21 protein-coding genes, 1 tRNA gene and 3 pseudogenes are annotated in these 20,251 nt (G+C 65.8%); 20 read left to right on the forward strand and 5 right to left on the reverse strand.

Annotated elements, in window-relative coordinates; genetic code table 11:
• Positions 1–51: 51 nt before the first annotated feature.
• The 9 genes and pseudogenes from ACIDOCELLA78_RS82715 (at position 52) to rpmG (ending at position 7,925) form a co-directional block, all read left to right on the forward strand.
• Complete coding sequence (locus tag ACIDOCELLA78_RS82715) at positions 52–375, forward strand: TIGR02300 family protein (RefSeq protein WP_201727720.1); 324 nt, start codon at positions 52–54, stop codon at positions 373–375.
• A 488-nt stretch (positions 376–863) separates the two neighbouring features.
• Positions 864–1,987: pseudogene (locus ACIDOCELLA78_RS82720) on the forward strand (CaiB/BaiF CoA transferase family protein).
• A 14-nt stretch (positions 1,988–2,001) separates the two neighbouring features.
• Complete coding sequence (locus ACIDOCELLA78_RS82725) at positions 2,002–2,841, forward strand: alpha/beta fold hydrolase (RefSeq protein WP_201727721.1); 840 nt, start codon at positions 2,002–2,004, stop codon at positions 2,839–2,841.
• Positions 2,841–3,692: a YihY/virulence factor BrkB family protein gene (locus ACIDOCELLA78_RS82730; protein ID WP_201727722.1), complete on the forward strand. Its 852-nt coding sequence runs from the start codon at positions 2,841–2,843 to the stop codon at positions 3,690–3,692. Before ACIDOCELLA78_RS82725 ends, ACIDOCELLA78_RS82730 begins: the two co-directional genes overlap by 1 nt.
• A gap of 185 nt (positions 3,693–3,877) precedes the next feature.
• The gene (gene rnr, locus ACIDOCELLA78_RS82735) at positions 3,878–6,115 is read left to right on the forward strand and encodes a ribonuclease R (protein ID WP_201727723.1); all 2,238 of its coding nucleotides are present in this window, start codon (positions 3,878–3,880) and stop codon (positions 6,113–6,115) included.
• Entirely contained in the window at positions 6,112–6,657 is a 546-nt protein-coding gene (locus ACIDOCELLA78_RS82740) for a hypothetical protein (RefSeq protein WP_249675025.1), read from the forward strand. The genes rnr and ACIDOCELLA78_RS82740 overlap by 4 nt, the downstream gene beginning before the upstream one ends.
• A 23-nt stretch (positions 6,658–6,680) precedes the next feature.
• Complete coding sequence (locus tag ACIDOCELLA78_RS82745) at positions 6,681–7,292, forward strand: S41 family peptidase (protein WP_283770807.1); 612 nt, start codon at positions 6,681–6,683, stop codon at positions 7,290–7,292.
• Entirely contained in the window at positions 7,189–7,641 is a 453-nt protein-coding gene (locus ACIDOCELLA78_RS82750) for a S41 family peptidase (protein ID WP_283770808.1), read from the forward strand. The genes ACIDOCELLA78_RS82745 and ACIDOCELLA78_RS82750 overlap by 104 nt, the downstream gene beginning before the upstream one ends.
• Positions 7,642–7,757: 116 nt before the next feature.
• Entirely contained in the window at positions 7,758–7,925 is a 168-nt protein-coding gene (gene rpmG, locus ACIDOCELLA78_RS82755; protein WP_007424241.1) for a 50S ribosomal protein L33, read from the forward strand.
• Between the two features lie 103 nt (positions 7,926–8,028).
• Here the strand turns inward: rpmG and lpxB are convergent, their stop codons facing one another.
• Genes lpxB through ACIDOCELLA78_RS82775 form a run of 4 tightly spaced genes read right to left on the reverse strand, consistent with a single transcriptional unit; the run spans position 8,029 to position 12,356 of the window.
• Positions 8,029–9,168, reverse strand: coding sequence for a lipid-A-disaccharide synthase (gene lpxB, locus ACIDOCELLA78_RS82760; RefSeq protein ID WP_201727724.1), 1,140 nt, complete (start codon positions 9,166–9,168; stop codon positions 8,029–8,031).
• Positions 9,165–10,040 carry a carbon-nitrogen hydrolase family protein gene (locus ACIDOCELLA78_RS82765; RefSeq protein ID WP_201727812.1) on the reverse strand — a complete coding sequence of 292 codons (876 nt, stop codon included), beginning with the start codon at positions 10,038–10,040 and terminating at the stop codon, positions 9,165–9,167. The genes lpxB and ACIDOCELLA78_RS82765 overlap by 4 nt, the downstream gene beginning before the upstream one ends.
• Positions 10,037–10,687, reverse strand: coding sequence for a GNAT family N-acetyltransferase (locus ACIDOCELLA78_RS82770; RefSeq protein ID WP_249675028.1), 651 nt, complete (start codon positions 10,685–10,687; stop codon positions 10,037–10,039). The genes ACIDOCELLA78_RS82765 and ACIDOCELLA78_RS82770 overlap by 4 nt, the downstream gene beginning before the upstream one ends.
• Positions 10,647–12,356, reverse strand: a complete 1,710-nt coding sequence (locus ACIDOCELLA78_RS82775) for a cytochrome c (protein ID WP_249675030.1) — start codon at positions 12,354–12,356, stop codon at positions 10,647–10,649. The genes ACIDOCELLA78_RS82770 and ACIDOCELLA78_RS82775 overlap by 41 nt, the downstream gene beginning before the upstream one ends.
• A gap of 185 nt (positions 12,357–12,541) precedes the next feature.
• Between ACIDOCELLA78_RS82775 and ACIDOCELLA78_RS82780 the strand changes: the two genes are divergently transcribed.
• The 5 genes from ACIDOCELLA78_RS82780 to ACIDOCELLA78_RS82800 all read left to right on the forward strand — a co-directional run bounded on the left by ACIDOCELLA78_RS82780 (position 12,542) and on the right by ACIDOCELLA78_RS82800 (position 15,018).
• Positions 12,542–12,617 (forward strand) — tRNA-Lys (locus tag ACIDOCELLA78_RS82780).
• 98 nt (positions 12,618–12,715) lie between these two features.
• Positions 12,716–13,060 carry an SH3-like domain-containing protein gene (locus ACIDOCELLA78_RS82785; RefSeq protein WP_201727726.1) on the forward strand — a complete coding sequence of 115 codons (345 nt, stop codon included), beginning with the start codon at positions 12,716–12,718 and terminating at the stop codon, positions 13,058–13,060.
• Positions 13,057–13,341 carry an SH3-like domain-containing protein gene (locus ACIDOCELLA78_RS82790; RefSeq protein WP_201727727.1) on the forward strand — a complete coding sequence of 95 codons (285 nt, stop codon included), beginning with the start codon at positions 13,057–13,059 and terminating at the stop codon, positions 13,339–13,341. The genes ACIDOCELLA78_RS82785 and ACIDOCELLA78_RS82790 overlap by 4 nt, the downstream gene beginning before the upstream one ends.
• Positions 13,338–13,931 (forward strand): nitrile hydratase subunit alpha, encoded by a 594-nt coding sequence (locus ACIDOCELLA78_RS82795; protein ID WP_201727728.1) that lies wholly within the window; start codon positions 13,338–13,340, stop codon positions 13,929–13,931. The genes ACIDOCELLA78_RS82790 and ACIDOCELLA78_RS82795 overlap by 4 nt, the downstream gene beginning before the upstream one ends.
• 22 nt (positions 13,932–13,953) lie before the next feature.
• The gene (locus ACIDOCELLA78_RS82800; RefSeq protein ID WP_201727729.1) at positions 13,954–15,018 is read left to right on the forward strand and encodes an oxidoreductase; all 1,065 of its coding nucleotides are present in this window, start codon (positions 13,954–13,956) and stop codon (positions 15,016–15,018) included.
• A 100-nt stretch (positions 15,019–15,118) separates the two neighbouring features.
• Here ACIDOCELLA78_RS82800 and ACIDOCELLA78_RS82805 read toward each other — a convergent pair whose 3' ends face one another.
• On the reverse strand, positions 15,119–15,565 hold the full coding sequence (locus tag ACIDOCELLA78_RS82805) for an Lrp/AsnC family transcriptional regulator (protein WP_201727730.1): 447 nt from the start codon (positions 15,563–15,565) through the stop codon (positions 15,119–15,121).
• A gap of 115 nt (positions 15,566–15,680) precedes the next feature.
• On the opposite strand from ACIDOCELLA78_RS82805, the gene rocF reads away from it, so the two are divergent.
• The 6 genes and pseudogenes from rocF to ACIDOCELLA78_RS82835 all read left to right on the forward strand — a co-directional run bounded on the left by rocF (position 15,681) and on the right by ACIDOCELLA78_RS82835 (position 20,247).
• The gene (rocF, locus tag ACIDOCELLA78_RS82810; protein ID WP_249675038.1) at positions 15,681–16,649 is read left to right on the forward strand and encodes an arginase; all 969 of its coding nucleotides are present in this window, start codon (positions 15,681–15,683) and stop codon (positions 16,647–16,649) included.
• Positions 16,646–17,293: pseudogene (locus ACIDOCELLA78_RS82815) on the forward strand (ornithine cyclodeaminase); the annotation flags it as partial. The gene rocF and the pseudogene ACIDOCELLA78_RS82815, both read left to right, overlap by 4 nt.
• Before the next feature lie 79 nt (positions 17,294–17,372).
• On the forward strand, positions 17,373–18,200 hold the full coding sequence (locus tag ACIDOCELLA78_RS82820; RefSeq protein WP_201727504.1) for an IS5 family transposase: 828 nt from the start codon (positions 17,373–17,375) through the stop codon (positions 18,198–18,200).
• Between the two features lie 25 nt (positions 18,201–18,225).
• Positions 18,226–18,651 (forward strand): annotated as a pseudogene (locus ACIDOCELLA78_RS82825) (ornithine cyclodeaminase); the annotation flags it as partial.
• A gap of 281 nt (positions 18,652–18,932) precedes the next feature.
• Complete coding sequence (locus tag ACIDOCELLA78_RS82830) at positions 18,933–19,475, forward strand: hypothetical protein (protein WP_201727731.1); 543 nt, start codon at positions 18,933–18,935, stop codon at positions 19,473–19,475.
• Positions 19,476–19,848: 373 nt separating this feature from the next.
• Positions 19,849–20,247, forward strand: a complete 399-nt coding sequence (locus tag ACIDOCELLA78_RS82835) for an NADH-quinone oxidoreductase subunit A (RefSeq protein WP_201727732.1) — start codon at positions 19,849–19,851, stop codon at positions 20,245–20,247.
• Positions 20,248–20,251: the final 4 nt, after the last annotated feature.

Below are 20,251 nucleotides of genomic sequence, written 5' to 3' on the forward strand. Positions count from 1 at the left end.
GGCGCCCGCCCTGACGGAGTTCCACCGTTCACCCTGCAATGCGAGGCTCTCATGGCGAAGCCTGAACTTGGCGACAAACATACCTGCGTGTCCTGCGGCGCGCGGTTTTTCGACCTCGGCAAGGCCCCGGCCGTCTGCCCGAAATGCGGCACCGAGCAGCCGGTCGAACAGCCGAAGCTCAAACGTAGCGTTCCCGTGCCCGACGACGTCAAGAAGCCCGCCAAGGCGCAGCCCGCCGAGGACGATGTCGATACGGATGACGTCGAGGACGCCGGCGATGACGACATCCTGACGGATGCCGACGATCTTGAGGACGACGACTCGATCGACGCCGATATCGAGGTCGAGCGCGACAACGACGAGAACGAAAGATAATTTTTCCGCTCGGGTCGAATTTGTTTACCGGATTGTAATCGACGGCGGGTCATTTTCGAAGGCGGCCAAAAACGGCTGTTTCCGTTGGACTTCCTCAGAAGGACACTCGCGATGACCCAGTTCGCCCGGCGAAAACCGCCGACCAGCACGAGCCGATCGTCAGCCCGCTGATACTTGTCGATCGGCTCATTTCGCTTGCCCAGGACGCGGAGCGCGCCGGTCTGCCGGCCGTCGCCAATCGGCTCGTCCGCCTGGCGCTGCGCAGCTGCGTTCCTCCGGCCGGCGGGCCGATCGCCCACTGATCCGCCCGCCTCGGTCCCGGACCTCCCGTTTTGACCTGTTCCGGCAGGCTCGCTATTGCCGGTGGCATTGATGGGAGTCCTTGAATGTCTGAACACGAAGCCGCCGCCACCACGCCCTCGGGTCCGCTCGCGGGTTTGACCGTTTTCGATCTGACCCGCGTGCTGGCCGGCCCCACCTGCGTGCAGATGCTGGCCGATCTCGGCGCCGAGGTGATCAAGATCGAGAAACCGGGCAGCGGCGACGATACCCGCGGCTTCGCGCCCCCGCCCTGCCGGGCACCGAGCAGAGCGCGTATTTCGCCGGGGCCAACCGCAACAAGCGCTCGGTGACGCTGGATATCGCGAAGCCCGAGGGGCAGCGGCTTGCGCGCGCGCTGATCGCGAAAAGCGATATTCTGGTGGAGAACTTCAAGGTCGGCACGCTGCCGCGCTACGGCCTTGGGTATGAGGATCTCAAGGGGGATCATCCCGGCCTGATCTATTGCTCGATCACCGGATTCGGCCAGACCGGTCCCTACGCGTCCCGCCCCGGCTATGACAGCCTGATCCAGGCGATGGGCGGCATCATGTCGCTCACCGGCGTGCCGGACGGCCAGCCGATGAAGGTGGGCGTGCCGGTCGCCGACCTGTTCGCCGGGCTTTACGGCGCGATCGGCGTGCTCGCCGCGCTGCGCCATCGCGAAACGACCGGGCAGGGCCAGCACATCGACATCGGCATGCTCGATACGCATGTCGCCTGGCTCGCCAACCAGGGGATGAATTATCTCGCCACCGGCAAGAACCCCCCGCGCCTTGGCAACGAGCATCCGAACATCGTGCCCTACCAGGTGTTCGCGACCGAAGACGGCCATATCGTTCTCTCGATCGGCAACGACCCGACCTTCGCGCGGTTCTGCGCCGCGTTCGGGCTGGAGCACCTGCTCGCCGACGAGCGCTTCGCGACGAACGCCGCCCGCGTCGCCAATCGCGCCTTCGTGACCGAGACCCTCGCCGCGGTTCTGGCGCTTCATCCATCCGCCTGGTGGCTGGAGCGGCTGGAGGAGCTGAAGATCGGGTGCGGCCCGATCAACACGCTGGAGCAGGTGTTTGCCGATCCGCACGTGATCGCGCGGGGCAACCTGATCGAGATGACCAGGAACGATGGCGTGCCGGTGAAGCTTGTCGCCAATCCGGTCCGCCTGTCGGAAACGCCGGTGGATTATCGCCTGGCGCCCCCCATGTTGGGGGAGCATACCGACGAGGTGCTGAACGACATGCTGGGACTCGACGAACCGACCCGCGCCGCGCTGCGCCGGGACGGCATCATCTGAAGGACGGCCGGATCGTGGCGCGGCAGGGTTTCGTCCCCTATCTGCTCGGCAACGATTTCCACCGGCTCGCCTTCGTGGAATTCGGCAACCCGGCCGCGCCGGCGGTGATCTGCGTGCATGGCCTGACCCGCAACGGCCGCGATTTCGACATCCTCGCCGAGAGTCTGGCCGATCGGTATCATGTGATCTGCCCCGACCTGCCGGGGCGCGGACGCTCGGAATGGCTGCGCGACGGGGGGCTTTACCAGCCGCCATCCTATGTCGTCGCGCTCGCGCATCTGCTCGCCTGGCTGAACAAGCCGGTCGCCTGGGTGGGCACGTCGCTGGGCGGGATCTGCGGCATGATGGCGGCGGCGGCGGCGCACACGCCGATCACCCGGCTCGTGCTCAACGATATCGGCCCGCATATCCCCGCCGCGGCGCTTGGCCGCATCCGCGATTACATGGGCGAGGCGCCGGCGACCTTTGCCGATCTCGCGGCGCTCGAAGCCCATCTGCGCGCCGTGCATGCGCCGTTCGGCCCGCTGACCGATCCGCAATGGGCGGCCCTCGCGCGTCATTCGGCGCGGCCGGTCGAGGGCGGCGGCGTCGCCTTGCACTACGATCCGGCGATCGCCGAGCCGATCCGCGCCTCGGTGCCGATCGATGCCGATCTTGGCGCCATCTGGAGGGCGATCCGCGTTCCCGTGCTGGCGCTTCGGGGCGCGACGAGCGACCTGCTGACCGAAGCCACCCTCGCGCGCATGGAGGAGGACGGCGCCGCCACGCATGTCGTGCCGGCCTGTGGCCATGCGCCGGCGCTGATGGACGCGCCCACCATCGCGGTGATCCGGCGGTTCCTGGACGGCGCCTGATGTTGTGGCGGCGGCGCCTTGGGCTCTGGGGCCAGGGGCTGCGCGCCGCCGTGATCGCGTTGATGAGCGGCGAGATGTCGCTCGTCGCCGCCGGTTGCGCCTTCTATGCCACGCTCTCGCTGTTTCCCGCCATCACGGCGCTGATTTCGCTTTACGGCCTGGCGTTCAACCCGATCACGGTCGAGCCGCAGCTGCTCTATCTGAAGCACCTGATGCCGCCGGCGGCCTTTGCGCTGATCGGCGGGCGGATTCAGCAACTGGTGTCCGGCGGCAAGACGACGCTGGGAATCGGGCTCGTGATCTCCCTTGGCTTCACGCTCTATTCCTCGTCATCCGGCACGAAATCGCTGCTCTATGCGCTGAACATGATCCACAAGCGGCAGGAGACGCGCGGCTTTTTCAAATTCCAGGCGGTGAGTCTCGGGATGACGCTGATCGCCATGATCGGGGCGATCATCGCCATCGCCGTGCTGGTCGGCATGCCGCTGGTGCTCGCCTATCTGGGCCTTTCCAACGCGCCGGCAACGCTGACGGTGCTGCCGGGATTCGGCCTGCTCATCGGGTTCATGGGGGTCGCGCTCGGTCTGTTCTACCGCTATGGGCCGGCCTTCGGGCGTGGAGCGGAGCATCCGATCGCGCCGGGTGCGCTGGTGGCGATCCTGGCCTGGCTGCTCGTGTCCTATGGGTTTGCCGTCTATGTCGGCCGGTTCGCGGCCTATAGCCGGACCTACGGGCCGCTCGCCACGCTTATCGGCCTGATGATGTGGTTCTATCTGAGCGCCTACGCCGTGCTGTTCGGCGCGCTCTTCAACGCGAAGCTCGACAGGGCCGCTGTTGCATACAGGCCATAGTTGGAAAACTTGCCACATGCCCGGGCCTGAAAGCCTGAACCGCCGTTGTCGCCGCGCTACATTGGGATTATGCGTTTTAGACTTGTCAGAAATAATGATGCGTGGGGCGCTGCCGTGCACCGAGTCCAGATTGTCGTCTGGGGTTCGGTCGGAAGGATCGTCGTGACGCGCCGACGCGGTTTCGCATGAGTCGGAAGCCGCCACGCCGTTCTGCCGAACTGCCGACCGAATCCGTGCTGCGCGAGTTCATCGCCGAAGCGGGAACGCGCTTGCGCAAGGGCGACATCGCCCGCGCGTTCGGCCTCGGCCCCGACCAGAAGCCGGCGCTGCGGGCGATGCTGCGGGCGCTGGAACGCGACGGCGTGCTGGTGCGTGCCGGCGGGCGGCAGGTGCGCGCGGCGGAGGCGCTGCCGGAACGCTGCGTCGTCGAAATCACCGGCACCGATCGCGACGGCGACCCGCTGGCCCGGCCGGTCGGCTGGGATCGGCCCGGCAAGCCGCCGATCATTTTCATGATGCCGGAGACGCGCGGCCATGCCGCGCTCGCGCCGGGCGCCCGCGTGCTGGCCCGGCTGCGGCGGATCGACGAAGACCGCTACGAGGGGCGCACGATCCGGCGCCTGGACGAGGAGCCGGCCAGCATCATTGGCGTGTTCCGCGCCGAGGGGGAGGGGGGATGGGTCGAGCCGGTCGACCGCAAGAGCCGCGCCGAATGGAAGGTGCCGCCGGGCGAGACCGCCGGCGCTGAAAGCGGCGACGTGGTGCGCGCCATGCCGCTGCCGGCTTTCGGCCACGGGCCGAAGCCGGCGCGGATCGCCGAGCATCTCGGCCGGATGGGCGATGCGCGCTCGATCAGCCTGATCGCCATCGCGGCGCTGGGCATTCCCGCCGATTTCCCGGAGACCGCGATCGACGAGGCGAAGCGCGCCCGCGGCGTTCGCCCCGGCCGGCGGACCGATCTGCGCGAGGTGCCGCTGGTGACGATCGACGGCGCCGATGCGCGCGACTTCGATGACGCCGTTTTCGCCGAACCCGCCGGGCCGGGGCATCGCATCGTCGTCGCGATCGCCGATGTCGCGCATTACGTTCGACCTGGTTCGGCGCTCGACCGCGAGGCGCTGAAGCGCGGCAACTCGGTCTATTTCCCCGACCGCGTGGTGCCGATGCTGCCCGAAGCGCTCTCCAACGGCTGGTGCAGCCTGCGCCCCGGCGAGGACAGGGGGTGCCTGTTCGTCGAGATGATCGTCGATTCCGAGGGCCGCAAGCTCAGCCACAAATTCGGCCGCGGCCTGATGCGCAGCTTCGCCCGCCTCACCTATGAGGAGGTGCAGGGCGCTTTCGAGGCCGGCTGGCAGGCCGACCTGCCGGAGGGGACGATCGGGCATCTCTATGCCGCCTATCGCACGCTGCTCGCCGCGCGGCAGGCCCGCGGCACGCTCGATCTCGATTTGCCGGAGCGCAAGATCACGCTCGACGAGGCCGGGCGGGTGACGGATGTGGCGCCGCGCCCGCGGCTCGACAGCCACCGGCTGATCGAGGAGTTCATGATCCTCGCGAATGTCGCGGCGGCGGAGGAGCTGGAGCGGCTGCGCCAGCCCTGCATGTATCGCGTGCATGCCCCGCCCTCGCCGGAAAAGCTCGATTCGCTGCGCAACCTGCTGGCGACGTTCGAGATTTCGCTCAAGCCCGGCGACCAGCTCCGCCCGCGCGACCTTGACCATGTGTTGCGGCTGGTTTCCGGCACCGATGCGGCGCCGCTGGTGAACGAGGCGGTGCTGCGCAGCCAGAGCCAGGCGGAATACGCGCCGGAGAATATCGGCCATTTCGGCCTCGCGCTGAACAGCTACGCGCATTTCACCTCGCCGATCCGCCGCTATGCCGATCTTCTGGTCCATCGCGCGCTGATCGCCGGGCTCAAGCTCGGCACCGACGGGCTGCGCCCCGAACACGCCGAGGGGTTCGAGACCATCGCGGCGGCGATCACCTCGACCGAGCGCCGCGCCACCGATGCCGAGCGGCAATCGGCCGATCGTTATCTCGCCGCCTATCTCGCCGACCGGATCGGCGAGGATTTCGGCGCGCGGATCAGCGGCGTGACGCGGTTCGGCCTGTTCGTCACCCTCGATGCGACGGGGGCGTCCGGCTTTGTGCCGATGGCGCTGCTGCCCGACGATTTCTGGCATTTCGACGAGGCCGACGGCACGCTGGCCGGCACTCGCTCGCGCGTGGTGTTCCGCCTCGCCGATCCGGTGGTGGTGCGGCTGCGCGAGGCCAAGCCGGTGACCGGCGGGCTGCTGTTCACCCTGATCGAAGGCGGCAGCGCGCCGGGCGAGGGAGGGGGGACGGGACGCCGCCCGCCGGCCCGCAAGGGCGGCAGGAAGCCCGGCCGCGCCCCGTCCAGGCAGAAACGCGGCCGCCGATGAGACGACGGCCGACGCACGCGCGCGCCCGACATTCCGGGGCGTGCCATGTCCGTCGGTCGAGAGTCGCGCGGCTGATCCGGCTCATCGTCGCGATGGTCTGCGTGGTGACGCCGGCACCGGGCGCGCGGGCGGATCAGCGCGGGTTCGACACCGCCCGTGTCGCGGCGGTGTGGGGCGCTGCGCTGGCCTTCATGGCGCCGCGAACGCTCGAGCCGCTGGGCATACCGCAGATGGCGGTGTGGGGGCTCTCGGGCATCACCGCGCTCGATCCCGACATCACGGTGCAGGAGCAATCCGGCAAGCTGGTGCTGTTCGGCCCGAATCGCGTGATCTACGCGACCCCGGCGCCACCGGCGGGTGACGCGGCGAAATGGGGCATGGCCTGTGCCGCGGTCGCGGCGCAGGCCTTCAGGGCGTCGTCCGCCATCGAGCGGGCCGGCACGGGCGGCATGATCCGCAGCTTTTTCGACGAGCTGTTCAATCATTTCGATCCGTATTCCCGCTATGTCGCCCCCGCGACGCGGCCGCCGAACGGGCGCTGAGGCTGGGCCGCGGCGGGGTCGGCATGAGCCTGGCGCGCCAGAACGGGCTTGTCGTGATCACCGGGGTCACACCTTCAAGCCCGGCCGACCGGGCCGGGGTCGCTCCCGGCATGCAGCTGCTCGCGATCGATGGGCGGGAGACGGCCGGTCAGCCCGTCGGCCAGTCGCAAATGGACCTCGCCGGTCCGATCGGCAGTACTGTCGATCTGACGATACGGCCGGGGAACAGCCTGCCGCAGACCATCACGCTGGACCGCGCCCTCGTGCCGACGCAGAGCGTCAGCGGCCAGATCGACGATGGGATCGGCTATATTCGCGTGGCGGGGTTCGATCACGGCACGGCGCAGCAATTCGCGGCCATGCTCGCGCATCTCGTGCAGGCGCAGCCGGCGCCGAAGGGAATCGTCATCGACCTGCGCGGCAATCGCGGCGGCGTGCTGCGTCAGTCGGTGCTCAGCCTGGACACGCTGCTGTCGCGGGGCACCATCATCCGCACGATCGGCCGGGACCCTGTCGCCAACAAGGTCTGGCATGCCGAGGGGGCCGATATCGCGCGGGTTTGCCGGTCGTCGTGCTGGTCGATGGCAGCACCGCAAGCGCCGCCGAGGTGTTCTCGCCGCGATCGCGGACAATGATCGCGGCGTCGTTCTGGGCAGCGCGACGCTTGGCAAGGGGCTGGTGCAGAGCGTCGCCGAATTGCCGGGCGGGGGAGAATTGTTCGTGACCTGGAGCCGGATGATCGCGCCGCGCGGCTGGCCGTTGCAGAGCCTCGGCGTGTTTCCGCAGGTGTGCACCAGCCTCGGCACCGACATGCTGGCGAATCAGATCGCGGCGCTGAGGCGCGGCGATGACCTTCTGCGCAAGCCGCTTGCCGAGACCCGCGCCTCGCGGGCGCCGATGCCGCTTGCCGAGGTGCTGGCGCTGCGCGAATCCTGCCCGGCGGCGATCGGGCGAGTGGCTATGAGCGGGCGGCCAGGGCGCTGATCGACGATCCGGCAGCCTATCGCGCCGCGTTGATCCGGCCGCTGCTCCCAGATATTCGCGCCGGGGGTTGACCGGGCGGGCAAGGTCGATCATATCGGCGCGATCGGAGAATACGCATGGCCAAGACGAACACTGTTCAGATCAAACTGGTTTCCACCGCCGACACCGGCTTCTTCTACGTGACGAAGAAGAACGCCAAGGCGCAGACGGGCAAGCTCGAGTTCCGGAAATATGATCCGGTCGCGCGCAAGCATGTCACGTTCAAGGAAGCGAAGATCAAGTAACTGGCTGCGGCGCTTTCGCGCTGCGGTGACCGGTGACGTGATATCGTGAAAGGCCCGGATCAGATCCGGGCCTTTTCCTGTTTTCGTGACGCGGGCCCGCCCGTCAGAGCAGCTCGAGCACACGCGCCGCCGCGGCTTCGCTGGGGGCGGATGCACCGGGGGCCGCGAGGGTTGCAAGCGCGGTCGCGAATCCGGCGCGCTGTGCCGCGGCCAGCGCCGGATTGCCAAGCAGCGAGCCGATTTCAGCCGCGAGCCGGTCGGGGGTGCATGTTTCCTGCAACAGTTCGGGAACCAGCGCGTCGGCGGCGAGCAGGTTGATCATCGCTGCGTGCTTCACCTTGACCAGTCGCCGGACCAGAAAGGCGCTGATCGGGTTGACCCGGTAGGTTACGGCCATCGGCACGCCGGCGAGGGCGAGTTCCAGCGTCGAGGTGCCGGATTTGGTCAGGGCGGCGGCGGCCGCGGCGAAGGCGTCGTATCGGTCGGCGATATCGGTGACGATGAGCGGCGGGCGCGACCAGCCGGCGGCCTCGGCCTGCAATTCGCCCGCCAGCGCCGGCGCCGCGGCGAGCACCGGCACGAGACCGGGAAACCGCGCGTGCAGACGTTCCACCGTCGCGCCGAAAACCGGCATCAGCCGGGATGTTTCGGTGCGGCGGCTGCCGGGCATGAGGATCAGCGGCCGCGCGGTTTCGGCAAGGTCGAACCGCGCGCGAAACCGCGCCGCATCGCCGGCGCCGGCGCCGGATTCGAGAACCGGATGGCCGACAAAGACCGGGTTCAACCCATGCGGCGCGAAGAAATCCGGCTCGAACGGGAGAAGACAAAGCAGCCTGTCCCACAGGCCGGGGAAATGCCGGACCCGCCCTTGTCGCCAGGCCCAGACCTGGGGGGCGACGTACTGCACGCGGCGCAGACCGAGCGGCGCGATCCGGCGCAGCAGGCGGAGCGTGAAGCCTGGACTGTCGATGGTGACGACGATATCCGGCCGCCTCGCTTCGATATCCGCCACGGCCTGATCGAGACGCCGGCGCAGCCGGACGATCTTGGGCAGCACCTCGGCAAGCCCCATGAGCGCCAGTTCCTGCATCGGGAACAGGGACGCGACGCCCTGCTCCGCCATCCGCGCGCCGCCGATGCCGGCGACCTCGATGTTGCCGGCCTGCGCGCGCATCGCGGCGATCAGCCGCGCGCCCAGCACATCGCCGCTCGCTTCGCCGGCAACGACGTAGATCCGCGTCATGTCAGCCGGACGACCGGGGCGGGCGCCGGATCGTCCGGCCAGTCGGTCCGGTTTCGGACCGCGGGGTCGGCGCGCGTTTCCGCGAGGCGGGCGGGATCGAGCGTCGCGAAGAGCAGGTCCGGCGCATCCAGCGCGCCGCGGGCGAGCAGCCCATCCTCGGGGAACCCGCGATCAACCGGCCCGAAAACGCAGGCGTAACCGCGATTTTCATCGAGAGCGGCCGACCAGGAGGCGGTCCCGGTGGTTGGGGCAACGGCGGTAAAGCACTGATTCTCCAGCGCCCGCGCGCGAGCCGACAGGCGCACCCGGTTGAAGCCGTGCAGCGAGTCGGTGCAGGCCGGCACCAGGATCGTCTCCGCGCCGGCCAGCACTTGCGCGCGCGTCAGTTGCGGGAACTCGGAATCGTAACAGATGGCGATGCCAAGCCGGCCGAAATCGGTCTCGAATACGGAGGGGGAGGCGCCTGGCGCGATCCCCCAGCGTTCGGATTCGAAGCGCGTCATGACCCGCTTGTCCTGGAAGGCCATGCGGCCGTTCCCGTCGATCAGTGGCGCCCTGTTGCGGATCTTGCCGTCGACGCCGCGCATCGGCACCGAGCCGGGCAGGAACAACAGGCCGTGCGCGCGGGCGAGGGCGCGGAACCCGGCCACCAGCGCCTCGGCGCGGCTGACCACGGCATCCAGCTCGGCCGCAACGTCCGGCGCCGCGACAAAGGCGCCGGCGAGCGCCATCGAGGCGTATTCCGGCAGAACGAGCAGATCGGCGCCGCCGGCTTTCGCGTCGTGAACGAGGCGCTCGACCGCCGAGAGAAAATCATCGAGACCCTGCGGGCGGCGGATCGGGAAGGGGGAGAGGGCGAGCCGCATGGTCAGGCGCCGCCCAGTGGCTTCATCCACACTTGCAGCCGGTTTTCCACCTCGCCCGCGCCGCCGCGCTCGCGCCAGCGCATCCTGCAGACGAGATCGGGCACCGGCGCATATCCGCGCTTGCGCCAGAACGCGTCGAGCGTGGTGGCGTCCGCCGGGCGGCGCCGATCGGCCTCGTCGCGGATCACGGCGCAGAAGGCGGCGTAAGCGGCGTCGGAAACCGACCGCGCATGCGCCTCGCGCTCACGGAAGAAGCCGACGCCGATGCCCCGGCCGCGATAGGCCGGCAGCAGCACCGACTCGCCGAAATAGAAGACCGAGGCGGGGTCGATCCCGGCAGCGCGGAAGGGCGCCTGCATCGGCTCGTCCTCGTCGGAGAGCGGCAGGCAGGTGGAGGCGCCGACGATGGTCTCGCCATCGCTCGCGATCACGATCGCGGCGCGCTCGCTCGCGGCGTAGGTCGCGACATAATCGCGTTCATAGGCCTCGTCGCCGTCGTAAAGATAGGGCCAGGCGCGGAAGACCTCGATCCGCAGGCGCGCGAGCGCCGCGAGATGCGGCAGGATTGCCGCACCCCGGAGGGTTCGGGTGGGAAGCGGCGGTCGGATGGCCTCAGCTCCCCTTGTGCGCGGCCGTGTCGATCTTCGCCGCATCGGCGAGGAACCGTTTCAGCGCCGCCTTTTTCTGCGACAGCGACAGCCCGCTCTCCTGCGCGACCACCGGACAATACGCCGTCATCAGGAATTCCGACATGCGCTGCGCGCTGATGCCCGGATAGGCCTTGCGGATCGCGGCGATCAGCAGGCGGGTGCGGTTGCCGAGGGTGGCGGGGGTCGCGCCCTGCATCATGTCCATCACGCCGTGGCCGGGAGACACCAGATCCGGCGTCAGCAGCGGGCAGTTCATCTTGCGCGCGGCGGCGGAGGCGATCGGCGGAAGGTCGAGATAGTCGGCATCCGCCAGAGCGATGTCGTGTGGCGGCGCCGAGTCGCGGATCGCCAGCACCTTGGCGGCGTTGGCATCGGTAACACCCTTGTTGCCCCAGGCGGTGCGGACGTAATTCGCGATCGCGGCGATCTGGGCGTCATTCAGGATCGATCCGAAGGCGGGCATCGCGGGGCCGTTGACGTGCCAGGGAATCATGCCGCCGAGGACGACGCCGATCACGTTGTCGGACGGTCCGTTGGTGACGGAATCGTTGCCCGCGAGGTTGGGGAAGACATCCTTCACGCCCTTGCCGTCCGCCTGGTGGCAGGCGGCGCAGTTTTGATCGTAGAGCGTCTTGCCCTGGGCGAGCTCGCCGGGGGCGAGCGCCACCTTCCTCACCGGGTTCTCGCGCGGCGGCGTCGCTGTCTGGAGGTAGGCGGCGAGATCGTCGATATCCTGACGCGGTAGCTGGCTCAGGCTGTAATTCACGACCGACTGCATCGGCCCGAATGCCGAGCCACGGTTCATGTTGCCGCCCTCATGCAGGTAATCGACCAGGTCGCTGCGGCTCCAGCCGCCGACGCCGTAGGGTTTCGAGGAGGAGATGTTCGGCGCATACCAGGGTTCGCCGAGGATCTGCGCGCCGGCCAGCGTGTCTCCGGACTTGATGGCGAAGAGCAGGTTGCGCGGCGAATGGCACTCGCTGCAATGGCCGAGCGCTTCGGCGAGATAGGCGCCCTTGCGCACCGCGGGCGACCAGTCCTTCCTGTAGTGGACCGGCGCGGTGCTGAAGAACATGATCCGCCAGCCGAGCAGCATCGCCCGGATGTTGAACGGAAAACCGAGCCTGTTCGGCACATGCGGCGCATCGACCGCCGGGATCGCGTCGAGATAGGCCTTGATGGCTGTCACGTCCGGCTTCGTCAGCTTGGCGTAGGACGTGTAGGGCATCGCCGGGTAGAGATATTTCGGAAACACGCCGAGCGAGCTGCCGGGTGAAATGCCGTAATGCAGGGCATCGTAGAACTGCGCTTGCGTCCACTTGCCGATTCCGGTGGCTTTCGCGGGCGTGATGTTCGGTGAATAGATCGTGCCGAAGGGGGTTACGAAGGACAGCCCGCCCGAAAAGGGCTTCGCGCCGGGGGCCGTGTGACAGGGCATGCAGTCGGCCGCGGCGGTGAGATATTCTCCGCGCTGCACTTCGGCGATCTGCGCCTGGCTCATCCCGCTGGTATTCGGTTTCGGCATGGCAGGAAACGCTCCCGGCGGCGCCGCGGTCGGGGCGGGAACATAGCCGCCGGAACCCTGGCCGAAGGCGGCCTCGACGCCGAACACGCCAGCCAGCACAGCGATCATCGTTGCTGCGGTCCAGAGCGGGGCGCGTCGGAAAGTCATTTTCCTTGAGTGCGGCATCGGATTCTACCTGTTCTGTGCATTGCGGGAGCCTGCATGGCCGATCCTGTTTCTAATTCGCCATATCCGCCGATTGATCAAGTGGTGGATCGGCCTCTTCACAGACCGGGCCGATCTTGCTAGACGGCCTCTGTCGACGCGGTGCGACGCGGACGATCATGTGTGATGGGCGCATAGCTCAGTTGGTAGAGCAGCTGACTCTTAATCAGCGGGTCCAAGGTTCGAGTCCTTGTGCGCCCACCATCCCACTCGAAATCGTGTTCAGGCTGATCCGCGGCGCGGCGTGCGGTCAGGCCGCGGTGGTGGCTTGTGCTGCGGTGGTCCTGCGCTAGACTGTTTCCATGACCGAGGACAGCGAAACATCGACGAGCGGGCGGTTGCCGGAAAACCGGCCACGGGCGCATCACGATCTGGGCGGTGTTTCGGCGTTCATGTGCTCCGGCGTCGATACCGAGCCTCATGTGCTGACCGATTTCGATCGCGAGGTCGATGCGCTGCGGCAGTTGCTCAGCCTGAAGGGGTTGATGAGCGTCGATGAACTGCGCCGCGGGATCGAGGCGATTCCCGAACCGGAGTATCACGCTCTGGGGTATTATCAGCGCTGGATCCGCTCGATCGCCGATAATCTGCTGCGGCGCGGCGTCGTCACCGAGGCGGAGTTGCGCCGCGCCCTGGCGGCGGCATGAGCCTGTTCTCCGCCGGCGACCCTGTTCGCGTGCGGGATGACTGGCCGGAGACAGGCGGGGCCGTGCACATACGCACGCCGCACTACGTTCGCGGCATGCCGGGTGAGATCCGCGCCTATCTCGGGCGGTTTCCCAATCCGGAGGATCTGGCCTTCGCCCGGCCGGCGCGCGACCTCGCGCTTTACCATGTCGCCTTTCCGCGGCAGGCGATATGGCCCGAGGGGCAGGGAGACGACGAGATCCTCATCGAGATTTACGAAACCTGGCTGGAGAGAGCATGAGCGCGCCGGACGACCTGCTGCGCGTTTCCGCCGAGCGGCTTCTCGTCGCCATCCGCGATATCCTGGCGGAGAAATCCATCGTTTCGCCGGCCGAGATCGCCGACCGGATCGCGATTACCGAGGCGGCGAGCCCGGCCCAGGGGGGGGGCATCGTCGCGCGCGCCTGGGTTGATCCCCTGTTCCGCCAGCGCCTTCTCGGGGACGGAACCCGTGCGGTGGAGGAGCTGGGGGTGGTCATGCGGGGCGCGCCGCCGCTCGGCGTCGTCGAGAACGACGGGTCGGTGCATCATCTCGTCGTCTGCACGCTGTGCAGCTGCTACCCGCGGGCGGTTCTGGGCTATCCGCCGTTCTGGTTCAAGTCGGCGTCCTACCGCGCCCGCGCCGTGCGCGATCCGCGCGGGTTGCTGGCGGAATGGGGGACGATCGTTCCGGCCGGCGTGAAGCTTCGCATTGTCGACTCCACGGCCGATTACCGGTGGATGGTTCTGCCGCGGCGCCCTGAAGGAACCGATGGCTGGGACGAGGAGAGGCTGGCGTCGATCGTCACGGCGGGTGACATGATCGGCGTCACGATCCCGAAGATCGCATGAGGTCCGGCACCCGGTCGGGCACATGATGGCGGGAGGTGGCGAAATTCGTGTCGGCCTGATCGGCTATGGCTATGCCGGCCGCACATTCCACGCGCCGCTGATATCGGCAACCGGGGGCTATCGGCTGACCGCGATCGCCTCGCGCGATGCGGCGAGGGTTCACGCCGATCTGCCAGGCCTGGCGGTGGAGGCCGACCCGCTCGCGCTGATCAATCGCGACGACATCGATCTGGTCGTTCTGGCCTCGCCCAACGAGACGCATCGTCCTCTCGCCGAAGCGGCGCTGGCGAGCGGGAAACACGTTGTTGTCGACAAGCCCTTCACGCTGGACCTCGCGGACGCGCGCGCCGTCGTCGCGGCCGCGCGGCGTGCCGGCCGGATTGTTTCCGTTTTCCAGAACCGGCGCTGGGACAGCGATTTTCTGGCGGTTCGCAAGGCCATCGCGGATGGGCTGATCGGCGAAGTCCGCCATTTCGAATCCCATATCGACCGGTTCCGTCCGCAGGTGCGGCCGCGCTGGCGGGAGCAGGCCGTTCCGGGGGCCGGATTATGGCTCGATCTCGGCCCTCATCTCGTCGATCAGGCGCTTTGCCTTTTCGGGATGCCGCACCGCGTGCAGGCCAATTTCGCCGCCCAGCGGAAGGGCGCCGTGGTTGAGGACTGGGTGCATGTGATTCTCGATTATGGCCCGCGGCGGGTGATTCTGCATGCCGGAATGCTGGCGTGCGGCGGCGGGCACCGCTTCGTCGCGCATGGCGACAAGGGAACGCTGGTCAAACGTTTCGCCGATATCCAGGAAGACCAGCTGCGGGCAGGCATGCGGCCGGGGGCGACAGGATGGGGCGAAGATCCCGATGCCATGCTGCATTTCGACCCATCCGGCACGATTCGGGACATTCCCGTTCCGGCCGGAGATCATCGCAGGTATTACGCCGAACTGCGCGACGCTTTGCCCGGCGGCGGCGATGGCCCGGTGCCGCCGGGCGCTGCGCTGGCGGTGATGGCCGTGATCGAGGCCGCGTCACGCTCGTCGCGCAGTGGAAGCGCGGTTGTTCCTCATATCGACGGGCCGGACAAGGCGGACTGAGCGGGCGAGGTTCGCACTGCGGTGACCGCCCCGGCGCGCGGCCGGGCATCGCAGCGGGATATCCGGCGCGTCGAGCTTCCGGCGCTGGATGGATGATGCTCTAAAGCCTCGCCCGCGCGCTGCGCGGGGTGGCGAGGAGCAGGTTGGTTTCGCTGCCGGTTATGCCGGGGATCAGCCTGATCCGCCGCAGAGTCGCGTCGAGATCGGCGAGGCTTGGGGCGGCGAGTTCGACGATGAGATCCCATTTGCCGTTCGTGGTGTGGATCTCGATGATTTCGGGAAAGCCGCCGAGGGCGCGGACGACCTGGTCCGCGGCGCGCCCCTCGACCTCGATCAGCATGATCCCCCGCACGGGGGCCGCGACCGTATCGGCACGCAGCACGACCGTGTAGCCGATGATCACCCCGCCACGCTCCAGCCGTTCGATCCGGGCGCGAACCGTGGCGCGCGAGACGCCCAGCGCGAGGGCGAGGTCGGAAATGCTTCGCCTGCCATTGTGGCGCAACAGGGTGATGAGTCTGTCATCGAGAGAGACGGGCTGTTCCATGGAGGGGTTCCGCATTCTGATCAAAAATATCAGGCAAACTGGCAAAACAGGTAGTCATTTTTATCAATAATTCGGCTCACCTCCGCCATCGTTCCGTAGTTCCCTTGGAGGATGGATGCAGATTGATCGCGGGGGTGTGATGGCGCAGCAAAAGCGATGCCGGCTGATTGGCGCCCCGGTTCAGGACGGGGCGGGACGACCTGGCTGCGATATGGGGCCAAGCGCCTTCCGGGCGGCCGGGATCGCCAGGGCGATCGCCGAACTCGGCCATGCCGTGGAGGATCTGGGCAATGTCGCCCCTGCGCCGGCCCGGCCGGCGCCTCATGGCAATCGCGCGATCCGGGAGTTGCCGGCGGTTGTGGGCTGGACGTCGGCCCTGGCCGATGCGGCCTATGCCGCGTTCGATTCGCCCGATGTGTTTCCGGTTTGCCTCGGCGGCGATCACAGCCTTGCCGCGGGATCGCTGACCGGGCTTTGCCGCAGGGTGACGGAGTGGCGGAAGACGTTTTTCGTGCTGTGGCTGGATGCCCACCCGGACCTGCATACTCTGGAGACGACCAGAAGCGGCAACTTGCACGGCGTGCCGATGGCCTATGCGACCGGGCAGCCGGGGTTCGAGGGGTTCTTCCCGCCGCAGCCGGCCATCGTCGACCCCGCGAATGTCTGCATGCTCGGCATCCGCAGCGTCGATCCGGCGGAGCGGCGGGTGATCGAATCTGCCGGCATGACCGTTCACGATATGCGGGCGATCGACGAGCACGGCATTGCGCCATTGCTCCGCGCGTTTCTGGGGCGGGTGGCGGCGGCGGGCGGGCACCTGCATGTGAGTCTCGATGTCGATTTTCTCGACCCCGGGATTGCGCCGGGCGTGGGGACGACGGTGCCTGGCGGGGCGACGGTCCGCGAGGCGCATCTCGTCATGGAAATGCTGCATGACTGCGGCCTCGTCGGCAGTGTCGATCTCGTCGAACTCAACCCGTTCCTCGATGAACGCGGACGCACCGCCGTTCTGATGGTTGACCTGCTCGCCAGCCTTCTCGGCCGGCGGGTGCTGGATACCCCGACAAGGAGTTACGCCGGATGAATCCGAGATTGAACATCGTGCCGTTCGTGAATGTCGACAACATGATGAAGCTGGTGCTGCGCCACGGCGTTGAACAGTTCATCACCGGGCTGGCCGCTCAGATCGAGGATGATTTCCGACGCTGGCCGAGCTTCGACAAGACCCCCCGCGTCGCATCGCACAGTCCCGAGGGGGTGATTGAACTGATGCCCACCAGCGATGGCCGGACCTACGGGTTCAAATACGTCAACGGCCATCCGAAGAACATGCGCGAGGGGCGGCAGACGGTCACCGCTTTCGGGGTTCTCGCCGATGTCGGGACCGGTTATCCCGTTCTGCTTTCGGAAATGACACTCCTCACGGCGCTGCGGACCGCGGCGACCTCCGCGGTCGCGGCAAGGCGGCTCGCCCCGCGGGACGCCCGATGCATGGCCATTATCGGCAATGGCGCGCAGTCGGAATTTCAGGCGATCGCGTTCCGCAGCCTGCTTGGACTCCGCCAGCTCCGGCTGTTCGACATCGATGCGGCCGCGACGCGCAAATGCATGCGCAACCTGTCTGGATTCGATATCGACGTAACGCCCTGCCGGTCGGCGGAAGAGGCGGTGTCCGGCGCGGATATCATCACAACGGTCACGGCGGACAAGCAATACGCCACGATTCTGAGAGCCGGACCGAAAAAGATAGTTGAGCGATTTCAGTAAGTTGTGATTCAGTTCGTTTGCGAAGACGGACGGAGACACGATGACCTGGACTGAAATCGCTCGGCGACGATATTGCCGGGCCGGATTGCGCTACGCAAGCGACCTCACCGACGCTGAATGGGCCATGATCGAGCCGTTCATGCCCGCTCCGCAGCATCGAGGCCGACCCCGAAGGGTGGCGCTTCGAAGGATTGTGGAGGCCATCTTCTACATGCTGGCAACCGGCTGTCAGTGGCGCCAGATCCCGAAGGAATTCGCTCCGTTCACCACCGTGCAGGGGTATTTCTACCGCTTCTGTCGTGACGGCACGTTCGATCGCATCAATCACGTCCTAGTCATGCAGGCGCGGGAAATGGCCGGACGCGAGGCTTCGCCCACAGCCGGTGTGATCGACAGTCAGTCGGTCAAGACCACCGAAGCCGGCGGGCCGCGCGGGTTCGATGCCGGAAAGAAGATCAAGGGCCGCAAGCGCCACATCATCACAGATACAATCGGCCACCTCGTCGGTGCCGTCGTTCATCATGCCGGTATTCAGGACCGCGACGGGGCGCCCGACGTGCTCAAATCCGTCAAATCCCTGTATCCCTGGTTGCGGCACATATTCGCTGACGGCGGTTATGCCGGTCCTAAACTCAATGGACGCCTCGCCAAAATCGGCAAATGGACCATACAGATCGTAAAGCGCTCCGACGCCGCGAGCGGGTTTGAACTCCTGCCGCGGCGCTGGGTGGTAGAAAGAACCTTCGCCTGGCTCGGCAGATGCCGACGTCTCGCAAGGGATTTCGAGGCCACCGTTACCAGCGCCACCGCATGGCTCTTCCTCGCCCATATCCGCCTGCTCACACGAAAAATCGCCCGTCACCGATAGTCGCACTACCATTCAGATTCGGGCTCTGAGCGACAACATGGTTGGCTCGGGAGTTCATATCAATGCGGTCGGCGGTGACTGTCCTGGAAAAACCGAACTGCATCGGGATATTTTGCTGCGTTCGGATATATTTGTCGAATACATGCCACAGACCCGTATCGAGGGGGAAATTCAGCAACTTCCCGCGGATCATCCGGTCACGGAACTTTGGGAGGTGATTTGCGGGACGGCCGAGGGGCGGCGGGATGCGAGACAGATCACGGTGTTCGACTCGGTCGGCTTTGCGACGGAGGATTTTTCGGCGCTGCGCTATGTCCGCTCATTGCTGGCGGGAACGGGGCTTTACGACGAACTCGACATGCTGGCCGATCCCGACGAACCGCGAGACTTGTTTGGCATGCTGCTCAGGGCCTCCAAGGGGCCGGCCAGCGATGACGACCGCGCGGGATAAAGATGCTCCAAGCCGAATTTCGTCGCCTGTTGATCCAGATCATGTCGGGGAACCGTGAAAGCATTGTATTGACGAGACAGACGTTTCTCCCAGACGTTTTTTTCCCTGTTCCAAACTAATGCCCCGGCCTTGGTCGGGGCTTCTTTTGTTTCGATTTACGGTATCGATTTTTATTTATGAATTTTATCAAATTGTTTGATAACATTATTAATTATATATTCATGATTAGACGATAAGCGACTCGGCGGTGAACTGAAAACCTACGAAAAGCAGGCTGGGTCATGGAGTTTTTCAAACGGTCGGAGTGGTTGTTGCTCGGGCTCCTGTCGGGCTGTTTTTCAGCGGCAATCATTGTCCTTGCCGCCAAATATACTTATGATAATCATATATATTTATTTTCGAATAAAAATTACTACAATCAGAGAAGTATGTATTATTTCAAGCAGATAAAAAATTATAGAAATCTTGAGCCAGGTCAGTTGATTCATATGATCAATAGCGAAAATCAAAAACAGAAAAACTTTTCAATTTCATTCGATCAAAGCAATACAAATAAATACAGAATAAATATAAAAAATATTTCTGAAACCACCTGTCGATTCATGGTGGATATGTCTTTCAGTTCAAACATAATAAAGGATGTTTCGATCAATAAAAAATCGATCGCCATGTTTCAGGTTCAGCCAGTCGAAGGGCCTTTCATCCGGGTGAATGGCAAGGCTGTCACGCTCGCTCAGGATGACTATGCTCGAAGACAATGCCGGGCCAGCGGAACGGGACTCCGGATCGGCCTCGGTATTGTTATCCATCCGCGCGATGATTGATGCTCTATTTATCAATGCCATAGAGCACTCCATCCGATCCGGATGGATCGGAAAGCGCTCCAGAAAAAACAATTATCTCCGGCTCGGGCGGCGGCGGACATGTCGGGCAGGCGTCATGCGTTTCGGGTTCGCCGCGGGGCGACGGGCGCCCTCCGCCGTGATGCGCTTCATTCGCCTCTTGCCGTTTGTCCGTCGCACGGGGCGATAACATATTGATTTTCATGCCGTTGGAAATTTGAATATTCCCATTGATGAAAGTCTTCTTGACAGACGGCAAGTGAGTAGTGTCAGTTAAGAAACTAATAGTCCTGTCGTTTTGCGGTTGGCATCGTTTTTCGCGGTGTCCGCGCTGCTGGTGGGAAGGACGTCGACTATGGAGTATTCAGCCCATTATTGGGTAATGCTGCTGTATACCTGTTGCGTGGTCGTGCTGGTCGCGGGCATGATCGGGGTGTCCCACTTTCTTGGTCAGCGGCACCTGAAGCGGGCCACCAGCGAGCCCTTTGAATCCGGCATCGTCACCGTGGGCTACGCCCGCTTCCGGCTGCCCGTGCAGTTCTATCTGATTGCGATGTTCTTCGTGATCTTCGATCTTGAAGCGGCGTATCTCTATGCGTGGGCCACCGCCGTTCATGAAGCGGGATGGACCGGCTATTGCGTGATCGCGGTCTTCGTTCTCGCGCTGCTTGCCGCGCTCGTCTATCTGTGGCGCGCGGGGGCGCTGGAATGGGGGCCGAGGCCGCGGCGGCTTGCCAGGGCGCGGGGGCGCTGAGGCG

Source organism: Acidocella sp. C78, from assembly GCF_907164655.1.